19 protein-coding genes are annotated in these 21,183 nt (G+C 66.4%); 6 read left to right on the top strand and 13 right to left on the bottom strand.

From position 1 onward, the window contains the following. Positions 1-16: 16 nt before the first annotated feature. Complete coding sequence (locus GTP90_RS15815) at positions 17-2,785, bottom strand: TonB-dependent receptor (RefSeq protein WP_254451882.1); 2,769 nt, start codon at positions 2,783-2,785, stop codon at positions 17-19. 383 nt (positions 2,786-3,168) lie between these two features. Here GTP90_RS15815 and GTP90_RS15810 point away from each other — a divergent pair, with 383 nt between their 5' ends. Further along, positions 3,169-3,924 (top strand): GntR family transcriptional regulator, encoded by a 756-nt coding sequence (locus tag GTP90_RS15810; protein WP_161084455.1) that lies wholly within the window; start codon positions 3,169-3,171, stop codon positions 3,922-3,924. A 14-nt stretch (positions 3,925-3,938) separates the two neighbouring features. Then, the gene (locus GTP90_RS15805) at positions 3,939-5,258 is read left to right on the top strand and encodes a glycoside hydrolase family 18 protein (protein WP_161084454.1); all 1,320 of its coding nucleotides are present in this window, start codon (positions 3,939-3,941) and stop codon (positions 5,256-5,258) included. Positions 5,259-5,289: 31 nt separating this feature from the next. Here the strand turns inward: GTP90_RS15805 and GTP90_RS15800 are convergent, their stop codons facing one another. From GTP90_RS15800 to GTP90_RS15750, 11 genes are all read right to left on the bottom strand, one after another. Further along, positions 5,290-6,591: a hypothetical protein gene (locus tag GTP90_RS15800; protein WP_161084453.1), complete on the bottom strand. Its 1,302-nt coding sequence runs from the start codon at positions 6,589-6,591 to the stop codon at positions 5,290-5,292. A gap of 105 nt (positions 6,592-6,696) precedes the next feature. Beyond that, the gene (locus tag GTP90_RS15795; protein WP_161084452.1) at positions 6,697-7,803 is read right to left on the bottom strand and encodes an ABC transporter ATP-binding protein; all 1,107 of its coding nucleotides are present in this window, start codon (positions 7,801-7,803) and stop codon (positions 6,697-6,699) included. A 4-nt stretch (positions 7,804-7,807) separates the two neighbouring features. Then, positions 7,808-9,112, bottom strand: a complete 1,305-nt coding sequence (locus GTP90_RS15790) for an MFS transporter (RefSeq protein WP_161084451.1) — start codon at positions 9,110-9,112, stop codon at positions 7,808-7,810. A gap of 24 nt (positions 9,113-9,136) precedes the next feature. Next, positions 9,137-10,630: a beta-N-acetylhexosaminidase gene (nagZ, locus tag GTP90_RS15785; protein ID WP_161084450.1), complete on the bottom strand. Its 1,494-nt coding sequence runs from the start codon at positions 10,628-10,630 to the stop codon at positions 9,137-9,139. Continuing rightward, positions 10,627-11,430, bottom strand: coding sequence for a carbohydrate ABC transporter permease (locus tag GTP90_RS15780; protein WP_161084449.1), 804 nt, complete (start codon positions 11,428-11,430; stop codon positions 10,627-10,629). Before GTP90_RS15780 ends, nagZ begins: the two co-directional genes overlap by 4 nt. After that, complete coding sequence (locus GTP90_RS15775; protein ID WP_161084448.1) at positions 11,427-12,287, bottom strand: carbohydrate ABC transporter permease; 861 nt, start codon at positions 12,285-12,287, stop codon at positions 11,427-11,429. The genes GTP90_RS15780 and GTP90_RS15775 overlap by 4 nt, the downstream gene beginning before the upstream one ends. Position 12,288: 1 nt before the next feature. After that, the gene (locus tag GTP90_RS15770) at positions 12,289-13,506 is read right to left on the bottom strand and encodes an ABC transporter substrate-binding protein (RefSeq protein WP_254451881.1); all 1,218 of its coding nucleotides are present in this window, start codon (positions 13,504-13,506) and stop codon (positions 12,289-12,291) included. 113 nt (positions 13,507-13,619) lie between these two features. Then, positions 13,620-14,633, bottom strand: coding sequence for an SIS domain-containing protein (locus GTP90_RS15765; RefSeq protein ID WP_161084501.1), 1,014 nt, complete (start codon positions 14,631-14,633; stop codon positions 13,620-13,622). 5 nt (positions 14,634-14,638) lie between these two features. Then, entirely contained in the window at positions 14,639-15,736 is a 1,098-nt protein-coding gene (gene nagA / locus GTP90_RS15760; RefSeq protein WP_161084446.1) for an N-acetylglucosamine-6-phosphate deacetylase, read from the bottom strand. Further along, positions 15,733-16,467 (bottom strand): GntR family transcriptional regulator, encoded by a 735-nt coding sequence (locus GTP90_RS15755; protein WP_161084445.1) that lies wholly within the window; start codon positions 16,465-16,467, stop codon positions 15,733-15,735. Before GTP90_RS15755 ends, nagA begins: the two co-directional genes overlap by 4 nt. 4 nt (positions 16,468-16,471) lie before the next feature. Next, the gene (locus GTP90_RS15750) at positions 16,472-17,341 is read right to left on the bottom strand and encodes a glucosamine kinase nucleotide-binding domain-containing protein (protein WP_161084444.1); all 870 of its coding nucleotides are present in this window, start codon (positions 17,339-17,341) and stop codon (positions 16,472-16,474) included. Positions 17,342-17,620: 279 nt separating this feature from the next. Between GTP90_RS15750 and GTP90_RS15745 the strand changes: the two genes are divergently transcribed. Beyond that, entirely contained in the window at positions 17,621-17,890 is a 270-nt protein-coding gene (locus GTP90_RS15745; protein ID WP_161084443.1) for a hypothetical protein, read from the top strand. Between the two features lie 113 nt (positions 17,891-18,003). Here GTP90_RS15745 and GTP90_RS15740 read toward each other — a convergent pair whose 3' ends face one another. Beyond that, the gene (locus tag GTP90_RS15740) at positions 18,004-19,329 is read right to left on the bottom strand and encodes a GIN domain-containing protein (RefSeq protein ID WP_161084442.1); all 1,326 of its coding nucleotides are present in this window, start codon (positions 19,327-19,329) and stop codon (positions 18,004-18,006) included. Between the two features lie 216 nt (positions 19,330-19,545). Between GTP90_RS15740 and GTP90_RS15735 the strand changes: the two genes are divergently transcribed. The 3 genes from GTP90_RS15735 to GTP90_RS15725 form a co-directional block, all read left to right on the top strand. Further along, positions 19,546-19,731 (top strand): hypothetical protein, encoded by a 186-nt coding sequence (locus GTP90_RS15735; protein ID WP_117015534.1) that lies wholly within the window; start codon positions 19,546-19,548, stop codon positions 19,729-19,731. Further along, a complete protein-coding gene (locus GTP90_RS15730; protein ID WP_161084441.1) occupies positions 19,731-20,246 on the top strand; it encodes a hypothetical protein in 516 nt (171 codons plus the stop codon). The genes GTP90_RS15735 and GTP90_RS15730 overlap by 1 nt, the downstream gene beginning before the upstream one ends. 18 nt (positions 20,247-20,264) lie before the next feature. Further along, positions 20,265-21,183, top strand: a 919-nt coding sequence (locus GTP90_RS15725) for an ExeA family protein (protein ID WP_161084440.1), incomplete at its 3' end; no start/stop codon positions are given.

The following is a 21,183-nucleotide window of genomic DNA, read 5'->3' as shown; positions in this document are numbered from 1 at the left end:
ATGAAACGGTTACGAATTAATACTTGATGTGCAGGCCAGCGTAGTACTGCGCGCCGTTGGCGTAGAAGCGCGCCGGCTGGTCCTTGTTGTAGATGTAGTTCTTCAGGATCGGGTTGTTCAGGTTCTGGCCACTGAGCGTCAGCACGATGTTCTTGCTGATGTTGTAGTTGAACGAGGCCGACACGGTGCCGGTGGCGTCCTGGTACAGCGGCGTGCCGCGGTCCTGGGCGGCCAGGAAGGCCGAACGCCATGCGTAGCTCAGGCGGACGTTGAACTTGTCGTTTTCGTAGTACACGCCGGCGTTGGCCGTGGTCTTCGAAGCGCCCAGCATGTCGCACGGATCGCCGGAGGTCGAGGTCTGCATCGCCGGGCAGGCACCGAAGTTCAGGTGCGAGTCGGCGAAGGTGGCGTTGGCGTCGAAGCCGTAGCCCATGCCCACCGGTACCTGCGCCGCCAGTTCCAGACCCTTGACCTTGGCGCCGACGTTGATCGGCGAGGTGATGCTGTAGGTCGCGAACACGGGCTTCTTCTGCTCCTGCGAGGCGCGGGTGTCGATGAAGGTACCGGTGCTGGTGCCGTAGCCGACGTAGTCGTGCAGGTCCATGAAGAACACGCCGGCCGACAGCAGGGCGCGCGGTGCGAAGTACCATTGCAGGCTGGCGTCCAGGTTGTTCGACTTGACCGGTTTGAGCGCCGAGTTGCCGCCGTTGCCGGTGTGGGTCTCGTCGGTCAGGATCACGGCGCCGCCCAGCGCGCCGTAGTCAGGACGGGTCATGGTGCGCGACAGGCCGACGCGGGCCACCAGGTCCGAGCGCAGGTCGAACTTCAGGTTCAGGCTAGGCAGCGGGATGGTGCTGTTGTTGTCGATCGCGGTCTTCTTGACGAAGCCGCCCCATGGATACGCTGGCAGCGTTTCGCCGGCCGGCTGGTTAGGCAGGATCTGGTAGCCGTTCGAGGTGCCCTCGGTGCGCACGATGCGCAGGCCGACGTTGCCGTTCCAGCCGTCGCCTTCCATCTCGGCCTGGGCATAGATCGCCTTGGTGTTTTCCTTCAGGTCGAACATGTCCTGGTAGTAGGTGCGCGAGACGTCGCGGTTGGAGTGCAGGTCGCCCCAGGCGTTCAGGATCGCCGGGTCCAGCAGCCAGACGTTTTTGGGGAAGTCGCCGCCCAGGTCCTTGCCGAAGTTGCCGGGATAGGTGGTGCCGTTCCAGGCCGGGTTGGTGGTGTTGCCGCCGACGTCGGTGTTGGACCAGTTCGGGCCCTGCGCCACTTCGAAGTTGGAGCGGGTGTGGTGCGTGCCGCGCACGCCGAACTTGATCTCGCGGAACACGCCGTTGTCGAGCGCGAAGGCGGCGTCGATCTGGCCGTAGGTTTCCTTGTCGTCGGTGGTGGCCGGCGAGACGCCGAACACCCAGTCCAGCGGCGTGCCGGTGAACTTGGAGACGTCGATGTTGGGGAACTTGACGTTGGCCGGGCTGCCCAGGCCATTCAACTGATAGCTGGCGCCGGAGTTGTTGACGTCGCCCTCGAACACGCCCTGGCTAGGCGTGACGCCCTTGCCCTTGGTGCCGCCGGCCTTGGCGGTGAACACCAGCTTGTCGGTGGCGCGCCATTTGCCGTCCAGGTCGAAGAACTCGGTCTGGGCGTAGGCGCCTTCGCGGACGATGTCGTCGACGATGCCGTAGCGCAGCGGCTTGGCGGCCGTGCCCTTGTTGGCGAACGAGGCCGACACCAGCGTGCCGTTGCGCACCACGTAGCCCGGATCAGGCGCCACGCCCGAACCCAGCATGCCCGAGCCGTTCATGTCGGTCATGTAGTTGGTGTTGTAGTTGGACGCGTCCATCTTCGAACGGAAGTAGGTGGCCTCCAGGCTCAGGTCGCGGCTGGGCTTGAACTGCAGGTCGATCAGGCCGCCCTTGCGCTTGCGCTCCTGCTGGAACAGCGAGGAGCCGATCAGGCGCGGGAACCAGACGTTGGCCAGGTCCGGATTGGTCTTGACGGCGGCGTTGGTTGGCGCCACCTGGGTCCACTGCAGCAGCTCCTGGCCGTCGCGGCGCAGGCTGCGTTTTTCCGAGAAGCCCTGCACCATCAGGCCCAGCGTGCCGGCCTCGTTCTTCCAGTTGAACAGCGCGCTCACCTGCGGATCGGTTTTCTCCGGCAGCGTGGCGTACACCGCCTGCACCGTGGCCTCCATCGAGATCGGCTGCTTGAAGTCCAGCGGATGGCGGGTGCGGATGTCGATCGAGCCGCTCGAGCCGCCTTCGATCTGGTCGGCGGTCGGGGCCTTGTAGACCACCACCTGGCCGACGATCTCGGACGGCAGCAGCGAGTACGAGGCCGAACGGCCGACCGCGCCGCCCACCTGGTCCAGCACGAACCAGTCGCCCGACGACACGGCGTGGCCGTTGATCAGGGTCTGGGTCAGCGAGGGGGCGGTGCCGCGCATCGAGACGCGGTCGTTTTCATCGAAGCCGCCCGAGCCGGCGCCCGAGGTGGAGATGTTCACGCCCGGCACGCGCTGCAGCGAGTCGGCGACGTTCTTGTCCGGCATCTTGCCGACGTCTTCGGCGGTGATCACGTCGACGTTGCTCGACGCGTTGCGCTTGACCGACAGCGATTGCTGCAGCGAGCCGCGGATGCCGCTGACGACGACAACCTCCGGCTCCTTGTCGGCCGCGGCCTGTTGCGCCTGGGCGTTCATCGCGACGCTCAGTGTCAGGATGGCCGCAGCCGTCGCGATAGGCGTCAGCTTGGACATTTTGGTGTTATTTGAATTGTGATACATGTACCCTCCCGTTGATGAAGGCTCCGCCGAGCCAACTGATTGTTGATGTGTAATTCTTTTTTACTTCTTACCAAACCACCTACAAAACCAATCCAACGCCAATATACCCGTCTTTTAATACCAGATCACTACCACTTTAAAATTCTTTTTTGTTATGTTGTATGCGGCATACACAACGTGGCCTGGAAGGCAATTGAATACCGGCCATGTGGTGGTATGGCGGCCGCCCGTGCCGCGCTACAACAGCCTAGAAGCCAGCATTCATGCGGGTTTGCGGCTGGTGGCGGAAAATATTCGCCACGCGCGCCACGCGCGGTGGCAGCACGCTGGTCTTTTTTTGGTATTATCGATTGACAACGACAAAACAGGATGGCCACTTCGTCATGAGCAGCGATTCCACCACCGCACTGGTACACATCCGGGCGCACCTCAGTGAGACCAGTAACCTGCCGCTGTACCAGCGCCTGCAGCGGGCGCTGCGCTCGGCCATCGAGCAGCATCTGCTCAAGCCGGAGGACGCGCTGCCGGCCGAGCGCCAACTGGCGGCCGACCTGGCGATCTCGCGCATCACGGTGCGCAAGGCCATCGACGGCCTGGTGGGCGAGGGCGTGCTGGTGCGCCGGCCCGGCTCGGGCAACTTCATCAACACCCGCATCGAGAAGAACTTCGCCAAGCTGACCTCGTTCTCCGAGGACATGCGGGCGCGCGGGCGCACGCCGCGCAGCGTGTGGCTCAAGCGCTCGGAGGGCACGGTCACGCCGGACGAGGCGATGCGGCTGCGGCTCAGCCCCGGCGCGGCGGTGTACCGCTTCCACCGCATGCGCTACGCCGACGACGTGCCGATGTGCCTGGAGTACGCGACCATCGTGGCGTCCTGCCTGCCGTCGCTGGAGGCGGTCGACGTGTCGATGTACGACGCGCTGGAGCGGGCCGGCAACCGGCCGGTGCGCGCGTTGCAGCGCTTGTCCGCGCTGCTGCTCAACGCCGAGCAGGCCGCGCTGCTGCAGGCCAAGGAGGGCGACGCCGGCCTGGCGGTCGAGCGCCTGGGCTTTCTGCGCGACGGCCGCGCGGTGGAGTTCTGCCGCTCCTACTTCCGCGGCGACATGTACGACTTCGTGGCGGAACTGAACGCCGGCTAACCTTGCAAGGATCTATGAACACCCATCGCCTGAAACGCTGGACCCTGGCTGCCGCACTGGCCGCTGCGCTGCCCGCCGGCGCCATCGCCGGCGCCACCACCGCCGGCGGCGCGCCGGAAATCGTCGGCTACTACCCCGGCTGGAAATCGGACGCCTTCCCCGTCACCGCCGCCAACGTCGATGCCGGCCGGCTGACGATGGCCTTGTACGCCTTCCTCGACGTCTGCTGGAACGGCAAGCATGGCAACCCTGAGCCCTCGGTCAACGACGTGGCGCCGTGCCAGGACGCGGCCGGCGAGGCGCAAGCGGCCAACGGCGCGCTGGTGTTCCGCGACGCCGCCAGGGATGGCGCCAACCTGCGCGCACTGGTGGCGATGAAGCGGCAGCATCCGAACTTCAAGGTGGTGGTGTCGGTGGGCGGGTGGGACTGGTCGAACCAGTTCTCCAACGTGGCCGACAGCGCCGAGGCGCGCGCCAGCTTCGTCGCCTCGTCGGTCAAGCTGATGCGCCGCTTCGGCCTGGACGGCGTCGACATCGACTGGGAATACCCGACCGAGGCCGGCGTGCCTTGCGTGGCGGGCGCGGTGTGCGCGCGGCCGGCCGACAAGCGCAACTTCATCACGCTGGCGCGCGAACTGCGCGTGGCCTTCGACGTGGCGGGTAAGCAGGACCGCAAGCATTACAGCATCACCATCGCCGCCGGCGGCAACGCCAACTACGTCAACGACGGCGCCGCGGGCGGCGGCTGGATCGCGGAGCTGGCGCAAAGCCTGGACTGGATCAACATCATGGCCTACGACTACCACATGCCGTGGGAGAAGCGTAGCGGCCACCACGCCGCGCTGCTTGCCGACCCCGCCGACCCGGTGACGGCCGACGGCTTCTACGCGGCGGGATCGGTGCAGCGCTACCTGCGGGCTGGCGTGGCGGCGCAGCAGCTGGTGATGGGCGTGCCGTTCTACGGCTACGGATGGAAGGGCTGCGCGCCCGGCGCGGCTGGCGACGGCCAGTACCAGGACTGTGCCGGCGGCGCCGGCGGCGGCGTGGATGGCGGCCATGCGTACGGCTTCGGCCAGCTGCTCAAGCTGGGCTACCTGACGGCGGGCCACGAGGGCGGCCAGGGCTTCAAGCGCCACTGGAACGGCGCGGCCAGGGCGCCGTACCTGTACCGCGCGGCGGACGGCATATGGATCACGTACGAGGATCCGGCCTCGCTCAAGGAGAAGGCCCGCTACGTCAAGGCGCAGGGCCTGCGCGGCGCGATGTTCTGGGAGCTGAGCGCCGACGGCGGCCAGCAGATGCTGCGCGCCCTGTCGGCGGCGATGCGCAAATAAAAAAACCGGCGCGAGGCCGGTTTTCGTTGGATTACTTGGCTTCCGCCTGTGGCGCCGGCGGGTTCTGGAACATGATCCAGTAGCGCGCCAGGTCGCCGCGGCCGTCGTTGCCGGTGATGGTCTCGAGCAGCTTGACCGATTCGTCCTTCTTGCCGGCGATGGCCAGCGCGTAGCCCAGGCGCAGCTTGGCGTCCTCGGGATTCTTGGCCACGCCCTTGGCGATACCCTGTTTCATCAGCTCGATGCCCTTGTCCTTCTGGCCCAGGGTCACATAGTTGTAGCCCAGGTTGACCAGGCCGACACCGTCCTTGGACTTCTGCGCGGACTCGATGCCCTTGTCGATGTTCTTGGCATCGTCGGCGGCGCCCTTGTTGGCGCTGTCGCGGATCTTTTGCAGCGCGGCCTTGTTCTTGTCGGCCGGGATGGCGCCGGGGTAGCCCTTGTCCATGGCGATCTTCGCTTCGGTGAAGAAGCCGCCCAGCACCGCCAGCTCGGCGATTTCGGCGTAGTCCTCAGGCTCCATCTTCGATGGCGCGGCCAGCGCCTTCAGGCGGGCGATGTCCAGGTCCAGGCGCGGCGCGTAGGTCTTCTTGCCGCGGGTGCGGTTGAGCAGGTCGAACCAGTAGTCCTCGGAAGGATAGTAACGGGTCAGCTCCTCGACCGCCTGCAGATACAGCTCGGTGTCCTTGGTCTTGATGCCGACGTTGCCCAGCAGGTTCAGCTCATCCTTGGGCGGGACGGCGCCGGTCTTCTTGGCCGCCTCGATGTCCTTCAGCGCCTCGGCCTTGGCGGTGGCGAAGTCGTTCTTGAAGAAGTAGGAGCGCACGATAAACTGGCGCTGCTTGAGCGTGTCGCCCGACTCGGTGCCGTAGCGGGTGAACCAGGCGATGGCCTGGTCGTAGTCCTTGATGTTGCTGTAGTAGATGCCGGCGACGGCGTCGATGAAGCGCAGCTTGTCCTCCGGCTTGAGGCGGCCGGAGTCGATCATCTCGCCCAGCGCCTTGACGGTGGCGGGATAATCGCCGGTGGCCTGGCCCAGCTGCACGCGCATCTGGTTCAGCACGAAGGCCTCGTACGGCGTCACGTTCGGCATGGCGGCCGAAGTGTCGATGCGGTTCTTGAATTCGGTGTAGTTCTTGGCCGCCAGCAGTTCCTTGGTCTGGGCCGGGTCGATCAGCTTGTAGATCTCGGGACGCACGGTATCCTTCGGCGGCTCGACCGGTTTGGCGGCTTCGGCGGCGTAGACGGGCGACATGCCCAGCACGGCCGGTACGGCGTTCAGGCCGATGGCGGCCAGGATCAGGCTAATACGAGCGAGACGAATGTGGGACATGAATTATCCTTCTATCAGACAAATTAGAGGGCCGGCGGGTAAGCCATGCCATCGCGACAGTGTAAACCCGCGTATTGTTACATAAAACGGGGCGAAACCACGAATTCAAGCGTGTAGCGGCGCGCGCGCCAATGCCCGGCCTTCGGCGTCGAACAGCAGGCAGCGCGCCGGCGGCAGATGCACGCGCGCGCGGCCGCCGGGGTGCAGCGGCGGCGCCTCGGCGCCCTGTTTGACGGCGATCATCCCGCCCATGCCGGCCAGCGTGGCGTAGACGATGGACTGGTCGCCCAGGTACTCGACGTGGCCGACGCCGGCGTCGATCGTGTTGGCCTGCTGCTCATCGGCGATCGACAGGTGCTCGGCGCGCACGCCCAGCGTGACGCGGTCGCCTTGCCGCGGGCCGGCGCCGACGTCGACATCGACGATGGCGCCTCCGGGCAGCAGCACGCTGGCGCGCCGCGACGACGCGGCGATGATTTCGCCGGCGATGAAGTTCATCCTCGGCGTGCCGAGGAAGCCGGCCACGAACAGGTTGGCCGGATGGTTGTACAGCTCATGCGGCGTGCCGACCTGCTCGATGCGGCCGGCGTTGAACACGGCGATGCGCTGGCCCAGCGTCATCGCCTCGACCTGGTCGTGGGTGACGTAGATCATGGTGGTCTTCAGTTCCTGGTGCAGGCGGCTGATCTCCACCCGCATCTGCACGCGCAGGCTGGCGTCCAGGTTGGACAGCGGCTCGTCGAACAGGAACACCTCCGGCGTGCGCACGATGGCGCGGCCGATGGCGACGCGCTGGCGCTGGCCGCCGGACAGCTCCTTCGGCCGTCGCTTGAGCAGCGGCGCGATCTGCAGGATGGCCGCCGCGCGCTCCACCGCCGCAGCCACCTCGGCCGGCTTGCGGCCGGCCAGCTTGAGCGCGAAGGCCATGTTTTCAAACACCGTCATGTGCGGATACAGCGCGTAGGACTGGAACACCATGGCCAGCTTGCGCTGCGCCGGCGCGACGCCGTTGGCCAGCACGCCGCCGATGTGCAGCGTGCCGCCGCCGATGTCCTCCAGCCCCGCGATCATGCGCAGCAGCGTGGACTTGCCGCAGCCGGAGGGGCCGACGAAGACCATGAATTCGCCGTCGGCGATATCGAGGTCGACGCCGTGGATGACCGGCGTCTTGTCGTAGCTCTTGACGATCTGTTTGAGGCTGACGCTGGCCATCCGCTTAACCCGCGCGCACGGCTTGCGGCGCCGGCGCTTCCTCGGGCTGCGGGCGCGCGGTCATCGGAATGAGCTGCGACAGCACCGCCACCGGGATCGCGCACAGCATCACCCACACGAAGAAGTGCTGGTAGCCGAGCGACAGCTGGATGTCGCCGCTGAACAGCTTAAACAGTACAAAGCCCAGCTGCATGATGCCGGTCGAGAAGGCGTAGTGCGCGGTCTGGTATTTGCCCGGCGCGACCACCTGCATCATGTACAGGATCAGGCCGACGAAGCCGAAGCCGTAGCCGAACATCTCCACGCTGAGCGCCACGCCGATCACCGACAGCTCGGTGGGCTGGAACACGGACAGCAGGTAGAACGCGACGTTGGGCAGGTTGACCGCGAGGATCAGCCACAGGATGGCGCGCTTGAGACTGAGCCACGAGGTGAAGTAGCCGCCGGCGATGCTGCCGACCACGAAGGCCACGGTGCCGACGGTGCCGTACACGGCGCCCACTTCGGCGGTGGTCAGCCCCAGGCCGCCGAGGTGGCGCGCCTCGCGCAGGAACAAGGGGCCGATCGACTGCACCTGCGCCTCGCCGGCGCGGAACAGGATGATGAACACGATCGACACCCAGATGCCGGGCTTCTTGAAAAACTCGACGATCACCTCCCACAGCGTGCGGGCGATGGCGCCGGCGTTGGTGTCGGCGGTGACGGCGTTTTTCGCGGTCGGCAGCGCCCAGCTGTTGTACAGGCCCAGCGCCACCATGATGGCGGCCAGGATGCAGAAGCTGATGGTCCATGCCGGCACCACGCCGAGCGTCTTCTCGAAGTGGCCGGCCAGGAGCAGCAGGCCGCCGGTGGTGAAGAACTTGCCGGCGTTGAAGAAGGTGCCGGTCCAGCCGGCATACTTGGCCTGGCCTTTTTCATCGAGGCTGGCGATGTACAAGCCGTCGCACGAGATGTCGTGCGTGGCCGACGAGATGCCCACCAGCGCGAGCATCGCCATGCAGGCCGCGAACCAGAACGGCGCGTGCAGCGCCAGCGCCACGCCGCCCAGGCACAAGCCGCCGAAGACCTGGAAGCCGACCACCACCAGCTTCTTGCTGCTGGCCAGTTCCAGGAAGGGGCTCCACAGCGGCTTGAACACCCAGGCGAAGCCGATCAAGCCGGTCCAGTGATTGAGCTCGTCGTTGGGCACGCCCATGCTCTTCAACATCTGGTTGGCGACGATCGCCACCGCGAAGAACGGCAGGCCCTGCGCCAGGTACAGGCTGGGCACCCAGAACCTCGGGTCGCGTATTTTTTTGTTGTCCTTCATGTTGCCTCCTCCCCGATTGATTTGTTATGCGAAGCCGGGCACCGGTGCGTTGCCGGTCGCTTCCAGCTCGCCGCACAGCCAGCCGTTGACCGCGTCCAGCGCCGGCTGGGCGAAGCCGTAGGTCATCAGCGACGGCGACTGGATGTCCAGCGCCTGGTACGGATTCCACAGCGCCAGGTGCAGGTCCGGCTTCCACGTCGCGCCCGCGTGCTCGCCGTAGCGCAGGCGCGAGGTCGAGGCCAGGATCGTGAAGCGGCCATCCTGCGGCAGCGCGTTCCAGTCGAAGGTGTCGGCGTCGGCAAAGGTCAGCAGCTCGACGTCGTACAGCCGGCGCAGCGAGGCCGCCACGCCCTCGGCCGGCACGCCGGCCTCGGACACGCCGTCGCTCACCACGTCCTGGCGCACCACCAGGCGCACCTTCGCGCCGGGGGCAGGGCGGACCGGCGCGCGGTAGGCGGTCAGGCTGCGGCGCCAGCCCTCGGCCATCAGCTCGCGGTCGGCCGAGTCTTCCTTGTAGGAGCGCGGCTTGCACGGATAGGCCAGCGCCAGCGCGGACAGGCGCGCCAGGCGCTGCTCGATTTCCGCCATCGGCACCTCGCCCGAGGCGATGGCGGCGGCGATGGCGTCCAGCGTTTCGTTCTGCGTTTCGGTGGTGCCGAGCGCCATCACCATGTCGGCGCCGGCGGCCAGCGCGCGCACGGCGGCGTTGCCCACGCCGTAGCGGCCGGCGATGGCGTGCATGTCCATGCCGTCGGTGATGACGATGCCCTTGTAATGCCATTCGTCGCGCAGCAGGTCGTGCAGGATGCGGCGCGACAGCGAGGCCGGGTTGTCGGCGTCCAGCGTCGGGTAGACGATGTGCGCGGTCATCATGGCCGGCGCCTGGCCGGCGGCCATGCGGAACGGCGCGAACTCGAACTGCGCCAGTTCCTCCAGCGGCTTGTTCACGGTCGGCAGGGCGCGGTGCGAATCGACGTTGGTGTCGCCGTGGCCGGGGAAGTGCTTGACGCAGCAGGCCACGCCTTCCGCGTGGCTGCCGGCCATCCAGGCCATCGCCAGCTCGGTGGCGCGCTGCGGATCGGCGCCGAAGGAGCGCTCGGCGATCACCGGGTTGTCCGGGTTGTTGTTCAGGTCCAGCACCGGCGCGAAGTTCCAGTTGAAGCCCAGCGCCTTGACCGCGCGCGCGACGGCGGCGCCGGTGCGGCGGGCCAGGTCGGTGTCGTCGGCCGCGCCCAGGCCCATCGCGGCCGGCGGCGCCGGCACCCAGGTCGAGCGCACCACGGCGCCGCCTTCCTGGTCGATGGCGATCAGCGATTCGGGGCCCATCACGGCGCGCAGGTCGGCGGTCAGCTTGGCCAGCTGCTCGGAGTCGGTCATGTTCCCGCGGAACAGGCAGACGGCGCGGATGCCGTTGGCCTGGATGAAGTCCGCGGTGGCGGCATCGAGCACGGTGCCGGGAAAGCGGATCATGATCAATTGTCCGGCGAGTTTTCTGAGGTCGTTTTGGGTTGGGGTCATTTCACAGCTCCGTCCATGCCACGCATGAAGAATCGTTGGGTAAATAGGAAGGCTGCCAGCGTGGGCAGGATGGTCAATATGGTGCCGGCGGCGATCACGCGCGTGCTGCTGCCGAAGGTGCCGCGCAAATACAGCACGCCGACCGACAGCGGGAATTCATCCGGCTTGCTCATCACGATGGATGGCCAGATGTATTCGTTCCAGGCCTCGACCGCCGTCAGGATGCCGACGGTGGCCAGCCACGGTGCGATCAGCGGCAGCATGATCTTGCTGAAGATGGTCCACTCGGAGGCGCCGTCGACGCGGGCGGCGTCGATCAGGTCCTGCGGCACTTCCTCGAAGGCCTGCTTGAGCAGCAGGATGGCGACCGCCGTCACCACGTTGGGCAGGATCACGCCGGTGTAGGTGTCGACCAGGCTCAGTTTCGTCACGGTGATGAAGTTGACCAGGAAGTTCACTTCCGACGGCAGCACCAGCGTGGCGAGGATCAGGCCGAACACCAGCTTGCGGCCCCTGAAGCGCATGCGCGCCAGCGGGTAGGCTGCGGCGGAGCACAGGGCCAGCTTCCAGAACACGGTGCAGGCGGCGATGAGCACCGAGTTGCGGAAGAAGGACCAGATCGGGATCGCCTTGAACACCTCGATGAAGTTCTCGAACGACGGCTGCTTCGGCCAGAAGGTCGGCGGGAAGGCGAAGATGTTGCCCTCGGTGGAGATGGCCGTGACCAGCGTCCACCAGAACGGGAACACGCAGACGACCGCGATCGCGCAGAGCAGCAGGTAGTGGGCGGCGGTCTTCATCGGTGCTTGGGTTTTATGTAGCGCAGGCAGAGCAGGGCGATGCCGATGCAGAAGACGGACATGACGAAGCTGGCCGCCAGCGCGCGCGGCAGCTTGAGGTGTTTGAGGCCCTGGTCGTAGGCGTAGTACAAGCCGGTGAAGGTGGAGTTCATCGGGCCGCCCTGGGTCAGCACGTCCACTTCCTGGTAGGCCTTGAGCGCGGCCAGCACCGACAGGATGGAGCAGACCATGATGGTGGGGCGCAGCATCGGCACGGTGATTTGCCAGAAACGCTGCCAGCGGTTGGCGCCGTCGAGGATGGCCGCTTCCTGCATGTCGGCGGGGACGGCCTGCAGCGCGGCCAGGTACATCACCATGTACCAGCCAAGGCCGCGCCACAGCGTGACGAACATGATGGCGAACAGCGCCAGGCTGTCGTTGGAAAGCCAGCCGACCGGCGCGCCGACCAGCCGCATCGTCATCAGCACGTAATTGAGCGCGCCCTGTTCGTGGAACATGAAGCCCCACATGATGCCGACCACCGAGACCGTGGTCACCACCGGCACGTAGAAGGCGGCGCGGAAGTAGCGGATGCCGGGCAGCTGGTTGTTGACCAACACCGCCAGGCCCAGGGCGCCGATCTGCACGAAGGGTACCATCAGCAGGAACACCAGCGAGTTTTTCAGGCCGGTGACGAACATCTCGTTGTCGAAGATGTAGCGGAAGTTGTCCAGGCCTACCCAGTGCGTTTCGCGTATCAGGCTGTAGTCGGTGAAGGCCAGGAAGGAGCCGAAGGCCACCGGCCAGAACGAGAACACCGCCAGCAGCGCCAGCGCGGGGGCGAGGAACAGCCAGGCGGTGAGGTTCACGCGGCCCATCCTAGTGGCTCCGCTGCGCGGCGAGTTTCTTGTTCCAGATCGCCACCGCCTGGTCCAATGCCTGCTTCACGTCCTGCTTGCCGGTGACGCCGGCTTCGACGGCCTTCACCAAGTAGCGGCGCAGTTCATCGTAGTCGGTGATGCCGGCCACGTACAGCGTGTGCGAATGCGGCATCGACACGGCGCCCGCCGATACGGCCTTCTCGGCCGCGCCGGCGCCCGGCGGCACGGTGGTGAAGAACGGATCGTTGGCCGCCTGCGCCATCGCCGGGTACACGCTGGCCTGCTTGGCGAAGGCCAGCTGGTTGGCGTCGTTGGTCAGGTAGCGGGCGAACTTGCCGACCGCCGGCAGCAGTTTCGCGTCGACGTTCTTCGGCACGGCGAAGTGGATCAACCATCCGCCGTCGGCGATGCCGGTGGGGCCCAGCGGCGCGGGAGCGACGTCGGTGATGGCGTAGATGTCTTTTGCGTCGCTCTCGATGCGCTTGACCGCCGTCGGTGGCGCCAGCAGCATGCCGAGGCGGCCGCCCTTGTAGGCGTCGATCGCGGCGGGGAAGTTATCCTCGGCGAACAGCGCATCCTTCAGCAGGCCGCCGGCCTTGTAGGTCTCGGCCAGTTTGGCGATCAGCGCGATGTGGGCGGGCGAATTGAACACCGCCTTGCCGTCGCGGATCACGGGCAGGCCTTGCTGCATCATCAGGCCGTCGATCTTGGACAGCGCGGGACACAGGCCGGCCTTGCCGGTGCGGGCGGCGATCCGGCGCGCGAACAGCAGCTGTTCGTCCAGGTCGCGCGGCGCGTGCGGGATGCCTGCGGCTTTGAAAATCTGCGTGTTGTAGGCGATGACGGCGACGTTGCTGTACATCGGGAAGCCGTAGGTCTTGCCGCCGAAGCGCAGGTCTTCCAGCGTGCTGGGAAGGTAGCGCGGGCGGGCGTCACCGAGCAGGGCGTCGACCGGCGCGAGCAGGCCGTCGCGGGCGAATTCGTCGGCCCATGGCACGTTCAGGTTGACCAGCGCGGGCGGGGTGCCGGCGACGATGCGCGTCACCAGCTTGGTCTGGATCACGTCCCACGGGAAGTCGACCCATTCCACTTTCACTCCCGGATTGCCGGCTTCGTAGTTTTTCACCAGCGTCTCAAAGTAGGGAGTGAACTTGGGCTTCATGCTGAAGGTCCAGAATTCGATTTTCTCGGGCGCCGCCGCGAGGGCGGCGGACATCGCCAGCGCCGCCGTCATCCCCGCGCAGGCGGGGATCCATGCCGAGCGGGCACGCCGCTTCAGTATGGATCCCCGCGTGCGCGAGGATGACGGTTTTGCGTGCGGCATTGCTCTTAGTTGGTCTTGGTGACTTTGCTCAGGTGGCGCGGCGCGTCCGGGTCCATGCCACGCGCAGCCGACAGCTGGGCCGCTATCACGTAGAAGGCCTGGATCGCCACGATCGGGTCCAGGTCCGGCGTGGCGGCAACCGGCAACGTCAGGTCTCGCTCGGCCACGTCGGCCGGTGCGGCCAGCAGCACGCGCGCGCCACGGCCACGCATTTCGGAGGCCAGCTGCAGCAGGCTCGCCTGCGTCGGGCCACGGGTGGCGAAGATCACCAGCGGGTAGCCTTCCTCGATCAGCGCCATCGGGCCGTGCTTGATCTCCGCGCCGCTGAAGGCTTCCGCCTGCAGCGCCGAAGTCTCCTTGAATTTCAGCGATGCCTCCAAGGCCACCGGGAAGCTGATGCCGCGACCCACCACCATGATGTTGCGGGCCGGCGCCAGCACTTCGATGGCCGAGGTCCAGTCCTCCCTGGTCGCCGCGCGCAGCGAGTCGGGCAACGCCTCCAGGCCGGCCAGCAGCTCCGGATCGTTCTGCCACGCGGCCACCAGGCGCGCGCCGGCCACCATGCTGGTGATGAAGCTCTTGGTCGCGGCCACGCTCTGCTCTTTGCCGGCGCGCAGCGGGATCGCCCATTCGGCGGAGTGCGCCAGCGGCGAGTCGATGTCGTTGACCAGCGCGATGGTGGTGGCGCCGCCGTCGCGGAAGTACTTGATCGGCTCGACCACGTCCGGGCTCTGGCCAGACTGCGAGATCGAGATCGCCAGCGTGTCGCGGGTGATCAGCGGCGACTTGTTCAGCGTGACCAGCGACATCGGCAGCGAGGCCACCACGCGGCCCAGGCGCGCCATGATCAGGTAGGCCGCGTAGGCGCAGGCGTGGTCCGAGCTGCCGCGCGCGATGGTCAGCGCGGTCGAGAAGGACGTGCTCCTCAATTTGCGGCCCAGCTCCGCGTAACGGTCTCCATCGCTGGCCAGCTGCAGGGCTACGCAATCAGCGGCGGACAGGGCTTCTTTCAACATCATTGAGGTCACAACAATTCTCCTTCGATATAGACGGCTTTGAGATTCAGGTCACGGTCGAGCACCACGAAGTCGGCGTAGGCGCCGGGGGCCAGGCGGCCCCGCTCTTGCAGGCCGAGGTAATCGGCCGCATACGTTGAGACCCGTGCCGAGGCATCCGCCAGATCGAGGCCGAGTCCGACCAGGTTGCGCAGCGCCTGGTCCATGGTGAGGGTGCTGCCGGCCAGCGTGCCGTCGGGCAGGCGCACGCCGCCCATGCACTTCATGACGGTGTGGCGGCCCAGCATGTACTCGCCGTCCGGCATGCCGGTGGCGGCGGTCGAATCGGTCACGCAGTACAGCTGCGGGATGCAGCGCAGCGCGGTGCGGATGGCGCCGGGGTGCACGTGCAGCAGGTCGGGAATGAATTCGGCGTACTGCGCATGGGCCAGCGCGGCGCCGACCATGCCGGGCTCGCGGTGGTGCAGGCCGGTCATGGCGTTGAACAGGTGGGTGAAGCCGTGCGCGCCGTGCTCCAGCGCGGCCACGCCGTCCTCGTAGCTGCCGAGGGTGTGGCCGATCTGCACGCGCATGCCAGCGTCGGACAGCTCGCGCACCAGTTCCAGGTGGCCGCCGATTTCCGGCGCCACGGTGATCAGTTTGATCGGCGCGATCGCTTCCAGGCGCTCGACGTCGGCCAGCTTGGCGGTGCGCGCGTACGGCGGCTGCGCCCCCAGCTTGCCGGAGTTGATGAACGGTCCTTCCAGGTGCACGCCCAGCACGCGCGCCTCGCCCTTGCCGCGTTGGGCGGCGGCCTTGCCGATGCCTTGCAGCGCCAGGTCGATGTCTTCCGGGGGCGCCGTCATCGTGGTGGCCAGCATGCTGGTGGTGCCGTGCTTCGCGTGGATGGCGGCGATGGTGTGGACCGCGTCGCCGCCTTCCATCACGTCCTTGCCGCCGCCGCCGTGCACGTGCAGGTCGATAAAGCCAGGCAGGATATAGGCGTCTTCGTTTTTCGACGGGTCGGTGCTGCTGCCGTGGATGGCGGCGATGCGCTCGCTGAAGGTGATCTCGCCGCGGACCCAGCCCGCCGACGTCAGGATATTGCCTTGGATTGCACTGCTCATCTGCGCGACTCCGCTACGAATTCATAATAATCACTGCGGCAATACGAGTGGGTCAGTTCCACCGCCGCGCCGTTGTCGAGATAACTGACGCGGGTGATGTGCAGCATGGCGGCACCCGCGGGGATATTGGCCAGGCGCGCCTGTTCGGCGCTGGCGTTGACGGCGCGGATGTGCTGCAGCGCGCGCATCGGGATGGTGCCGTTGGCTTCCAAATAGCCGTACAGCGAATCGGTGACGCTGTGCGGATTGGGCATGTACTGGGCCGGGATGGTGGTGGTCTCGATCGCCATCACCACGTCGTCCGCGGTGCGCAGGCGCTTCAGGCGCGCCACCGGCATGTTGGGCGACAGGCCGAGCGAGAGCAGCTCCACCGGCGAGGCGATGCCGATGTCGCGCTGCAGCCAGCGCGAACCGGCCGTGAAGCCGCGCTCGCGCAGCTCCTCGGAAAAGCTGGTCAGGCGCGACAAGGGCTGCTCCAGCTTGGGCGTGATGTAGGTGCCGGAGCCGCGCTTGCGGGTCAGCATGCCGCGCTCGCACAGCATGTCGATCGCCTTGCGCGCGGTCACGCGCGAGATGCTGAGCATGTCCGACAGCACGCGCTCGGACGGCAGGGCCTCGTTGGCGCGCCAGTCGCCAGCGGCGATCCCGTCGGACAGCTTGTTCGCCAGCTGCATGTAGAGCGGGGTGTCGCTGTCGGCATCGGGCTGGAAATCGCTCAACTGGGCTAGCACGGGCTTACTCCTTCAGGCGTTGTTGGATCAGCCGCAGCGCGCCAGCGGCGGAATCGCCCTGCGGCGTGACGATCCGCTTCAACATCGACACCGGCAGGTAGGGACGCAACGGCGCCGCCAGTCCGCCGCACAGCGCGATCGGCAGCTTGCCGCCGGCGTCGAGCGCGTTGCCCATCAATTCCACCTGGCGCCCGGCCTCCTGCAGGATGGCGCGCGCGGTGTCGTTCGACTCGCCGTGCTGCAGCACGATGCGCGCCAGTTGCGCGTAGCTGGTCTGGTTGGCCTTGGCCAGCCAGTTCTGCAGCGCGTCGCGCCCGCCGCCGCAGGCTTGCGCCAGGTCGGCGCTGAAGGCGTTGGCCGGCACGCGGCCGTCCAGCACCTGCTGCACGTGGTTGACGGCGCGCAGGCCGATCCAGGCGCCGCTGGCCTCGTCGCCGGCCGGGAAGCCCCAGCCGCCCACCTCGACGTGGACGCCGTCGGCGCGTTTGATCTCGCCGACGCTGCCGGTGCCGAGCGCGATGATGGCGCCGGGCTGGCCGCGGTGGGCGCCGAGCACGGTGGTGTGGCCGTCGGTCTCCAGCGCCACGCGGGCGTAGCCGGGATTGGCCGCGACGAACTCGGCGGCCCAGGCGCGGTTGTGCACGCCGGCCAGGCCGAGGCCGATGGCGATGGTGTCCCTGGCGGGGAAGTCGATGCCGGCGGCGCGGAAGGCCATGCCGGCCGCGTCCTCGACCGAGGCCCAGGCGTTGGCGATGCCGTGGATCAGGCCGGACGGGCCGCTGACGCCTTCGGCCAGTTCCATGCCGTCGATGCGCGCCAGGCGCACCCTGGTGCCGGTGCCGCCGCCGTCAACGCCGATTAAAAAGTCGATCATGATTATCCGAGAATGCTGTGCCGGGATGCCCCGTGTTGAGGGCACTATATGGGCAGGCAAACCAGCTTGTCAACAGGTATTTAACTGGTATTAAAAAATATTGAAGTGGACTTGCGTTGTCGACTTGGAATGTATTTGTAAGTGGTTGTTTTAATTGGTTATTGCTGGTTTTTGCGGCAACTGGTCCGGTGTCGCATTTGCATGCCACTTTGGTCTGGTTTTGGTAGGGAAGAGGGCCGAGGGAGTACACTATGGCTTTAGTGCACTTTTGAAGGCAAGATGATGAACGATTACTGGGACGACTGGCAGAAGGAAGCGTTGGCTGCCGGCGTGAAGGCGCCGCTGGCCAAGCTGGGGATGGAAGTACTGAAGGCGAACCGCAAGAATCGCTGGCCCAAGCACTTCCTGGGCCGGATGGAGGATGGTCCGATGATGCTGGCGATGTGTCTGGAAGAGCCGGACGAGACGGAGCTGCTGTTCATCGAAAACCTGCATCCGTACGACGCCAAGCTGATCGCCGCCACCAAGAAGCGCCTCTGCTTCGATTAAACACCTTTGGGGCAAGCAACTTTGGGGTCAAGTCTGACATTCGGACACGAGCTCTGCTGTAAGTACGCGCTTACAGCAGAGCTCGTGTCCGAATGTCAGACTTGACCCCAATTTTATTTGGTGCTTTTGCGGTCGTAGGTGACGGTTTTGTCGGCGACGTTGACGGTGGCGTTGCCGGGGCCGCTGACGTGCACGTCGGCCTGGCTGGTCCACAGTTGCCGTCCGTGCAGGCTGCCCGAGCCGCTTAGCTGCGCGACCAGCGTGTCGGTTTTGCCTTCGAGCTTGACTTCGCCCGGGCCGTGCATGTTGAGCTTGACGTTCTTGCAGGCGGTGGTGGCGCTGAGGTCGCCTGAGCCACTGAGCTCGGCGTCAAGCGCGTCGCTGACCTTGTTCAGGAAGATGTTGCCCGGCCCGCGGCTGCGCGTGACCGCGCGCGCCACCTGCAGCGCCTGCCCTTCCAGATCCCCCGAGCCGCTTACTTCCGCGCTGAGCACGCCCACGCTGCCCGACAGCTTCATATTGCCCGGACCGCTGAGCAGGGCGCGCGCGCTCGGCGCCGTCAGGCCGCGCACGGTCAGGTCGCCCGAGCCGTGCACCTCGGCGTCGAATTTCTTGATTGCGCCGGACAGGCAGGCTTCGCCGGGACCGTGCAGGATGGCGCTGGCCGCCTCGATGTTGAGCGCGCACGCCTCCAGGTCGCCCGAGCCGGCGATCTCGACGCGGATTTCCTTGGCCGCGCCGTGCAGCGACACCGAACCCGGCCCGTGCATCGAGGTGTTGATCTTGTTGGCGTGCAGGTCGTCGAGGTCGAGGTCGCCCGAGCCGGTGACCGACAGGTTGACGTCCTGCGTCATGCCGCCGGCGCTGACGTCGCCGGGGCCGCTCATGGTCAGGTTCAGGCTGGCCGCCTTGAGCGTGCGCAGGTCGAGGTCGCCGCTGCCGGAGGCCTCGACGGTCAACTCGCGCACGCTGCCGCTGGCGTGCACGTCGCCGGGACCTTCCGAGGCCAGCGTCAGCTGTTGCCCCTGGAATTGTTGCAGATCAACGTCACCGCTGCCGGAGTTGCGTAGGCTCTTCAGGCCGGCCGCGCTGATGCGGATGGTCATCGGCGGCCGGTTGTCCTTGCCCCAGCTGAAATTGAAGGTCCAGCCCTTGCTTTTCGTGCGCGGCTGGCGCACGGTGAGGGTGTCGCCGCTGACCGAGGTTTCGATGTCGGCGAACTGGCGGCGCAGGCCGGACAGTTCGATGGTGTTGCCCGGCTGCGCCGTGACGATCACGCGGAACGGGCCGCTGATGGCGAGCTTGCTGAAGGCCGCGACGGTGCGCGTTTCGGTGCCGGTGCTGTCGTCCTTGGGGGTGTCGGCCAGGGCGGCGCTGCCGGCCAGCGCTGCCAGCAACAGGGCGGAAACCAGCGCGGTGTGTTTGATCGTCTGCTTCATATTGTTCTCGATGATGGGAAGTGGCGAGGATTGAACGATAAGACAATTGCCGCCCGGCGGCGCGCGGAATGGGACGGACGCGCGTTCCGGGGGGATCAGCTGCAAAATATCGGTGGTGAACCGTGATTCAACTTCGGCCCGCCGCCGCCGTTAAATGTCATAATGGACGCCAGCATGTATTGCCGGGGAATACCTGTGCGGATCAAGGGAGTACACATGATCAGATATATGGGAACCAAAAATACAGAGGATGGCTCGGTGCTGTATATTTTTTTGATTAACGGCTTGCAGAAGGAAATTCGGGAAAGCGCCTTGAAACAATATCCTGGCTGTTACGAAGCCCTTCCGGCCACGGCCAAGGCGCGCATCAGCGCCAACCGCTCCTGGCTGTCGAAACTATAATGCCGTCCTTTCCGGGTATGCTGCGCGGCGCCCTGGCCGCCGGGCTGGCGGCCGCCTGCTGCGCGGCCGGCGCGCAGTCGGTGCCGACCACCTTCGGCACCATCATCGGCAACGGCCTGCTGTGCCGCGACCAGACCGACAACCTGTATTTCTACGACTATCTGCTGAAGGCGTTCGGCCCGGCGTACAAGCACGACGGCGGCGCCTACTGGTTCAAGACCGACGGCGCCAGCCTGTGGGGTACGCCGATTTCCGAGGTCATGGTCAGCGACGACACCAGCACCTATATCTTTGTCGGCGCCGTGGCCGAGGCCACGCCGGAGGCGCTGGAGCGCGCCATCATTGCCCAGGTCGGCCTGCATTATGCGAGAATCGACAGTTCGGCGTATCCGGTGCGCGAGGCCAAGCCGGCCAGCCGCATCGTCTACTTCGACACCAAATCCAAGATTTACTGCGCCAAGTTCAAGCCCTTGCCGCCGGTGCAGCCGCCGCCGGTGCGCCAGCGCTTGAAGTAGCGCATCGCCAGGGTCTTCATGTACACGCATTTTTTCAATCTGAAACAGTCGCCGTTTTCCATCGCGCCCGATCCCCGCTACCTGTTCATGAGCGAACGCCATCGCGAGGCGCTGGCGCACCTGTTGTACGGCGTGGGCAGCGGCGGCGGCTTCGTGCTGCTGACCGGGGAGATCGGCGCCGGCAAGACCACCGTGTGCCGCTGCTTCATGGAGCAGATCCCGGACAATTGCAAGCTGGCCTATATCTTCAATCCCAAGCTGTCGGTGGAGGAACTGCTGCTGTCGATCTGCGACGAGTTCGGCATCGCGCTGGCGCCGCAGGGGCGGATCAGCGTCAAGGGCTATGTGGATGCGATCAACGCCTACCTGCTGGACAGCCATGCGCAGGGCCGCAACAACGTGCTGGTCATCGACGAGGCGCAGAACCTGTCGGCCGAGGTGCTGGAGCAGCTGCGCCTGCTGACCAACCTGGAGACCAGCGAGCGCAAGCTGCTGCAGATCATCCTGATCGGCCAGCCGGAGCTGCGGACGATGGTGGCGCGGCCGGAGCTCGAGCAGCTGGCGCAGCGGGTGATCGCGCGCTATCACCTGGGCTCGCTGAGCGAGGCGGAGACCGGGGCGTACATCGAGCACCGGCTGGCGGTGGCGGGTGCGGCGGCGATCGCGCCGTTTCCGCGCCGGTTGATGGGGCTGGTGCACAGCCTGGCCAAGGGCGTGCCGCGCCGTATCAATCTGCTGTGCGACCGGGCGTTGCTGGGGGCGTATGTGGAGAACCAGCCGCAGGTGACGCGCAACATCCTGCGCAAGGCGGCGGCCGAGGTGTTCGCCAAGCCTGACGCGGCGCCGGGCGGCGAGGGCGGACGGACCGGGACGGCGCGCTGGCCCTGGGTGGCGGCCGGCGTGCTGGGCGGGGTGATCCTCAGCGTGGCGGGCTGGC

It is taken from the genome of Duganella vulcania (assembly GCF_009857655.1).
Taxonomy (GTDB): domain Bacteria; phylum Pseudomonadota; class Gammaproteobacteria; order Burkholderiales; family Burkholderiaceae_D; genus Rugamonas; species Rugamonas vulcania.
Note: the sequence above shows the minus strand (reverse complement) of the source record. Positions and strands in the feature narration are given on the sequence as shown.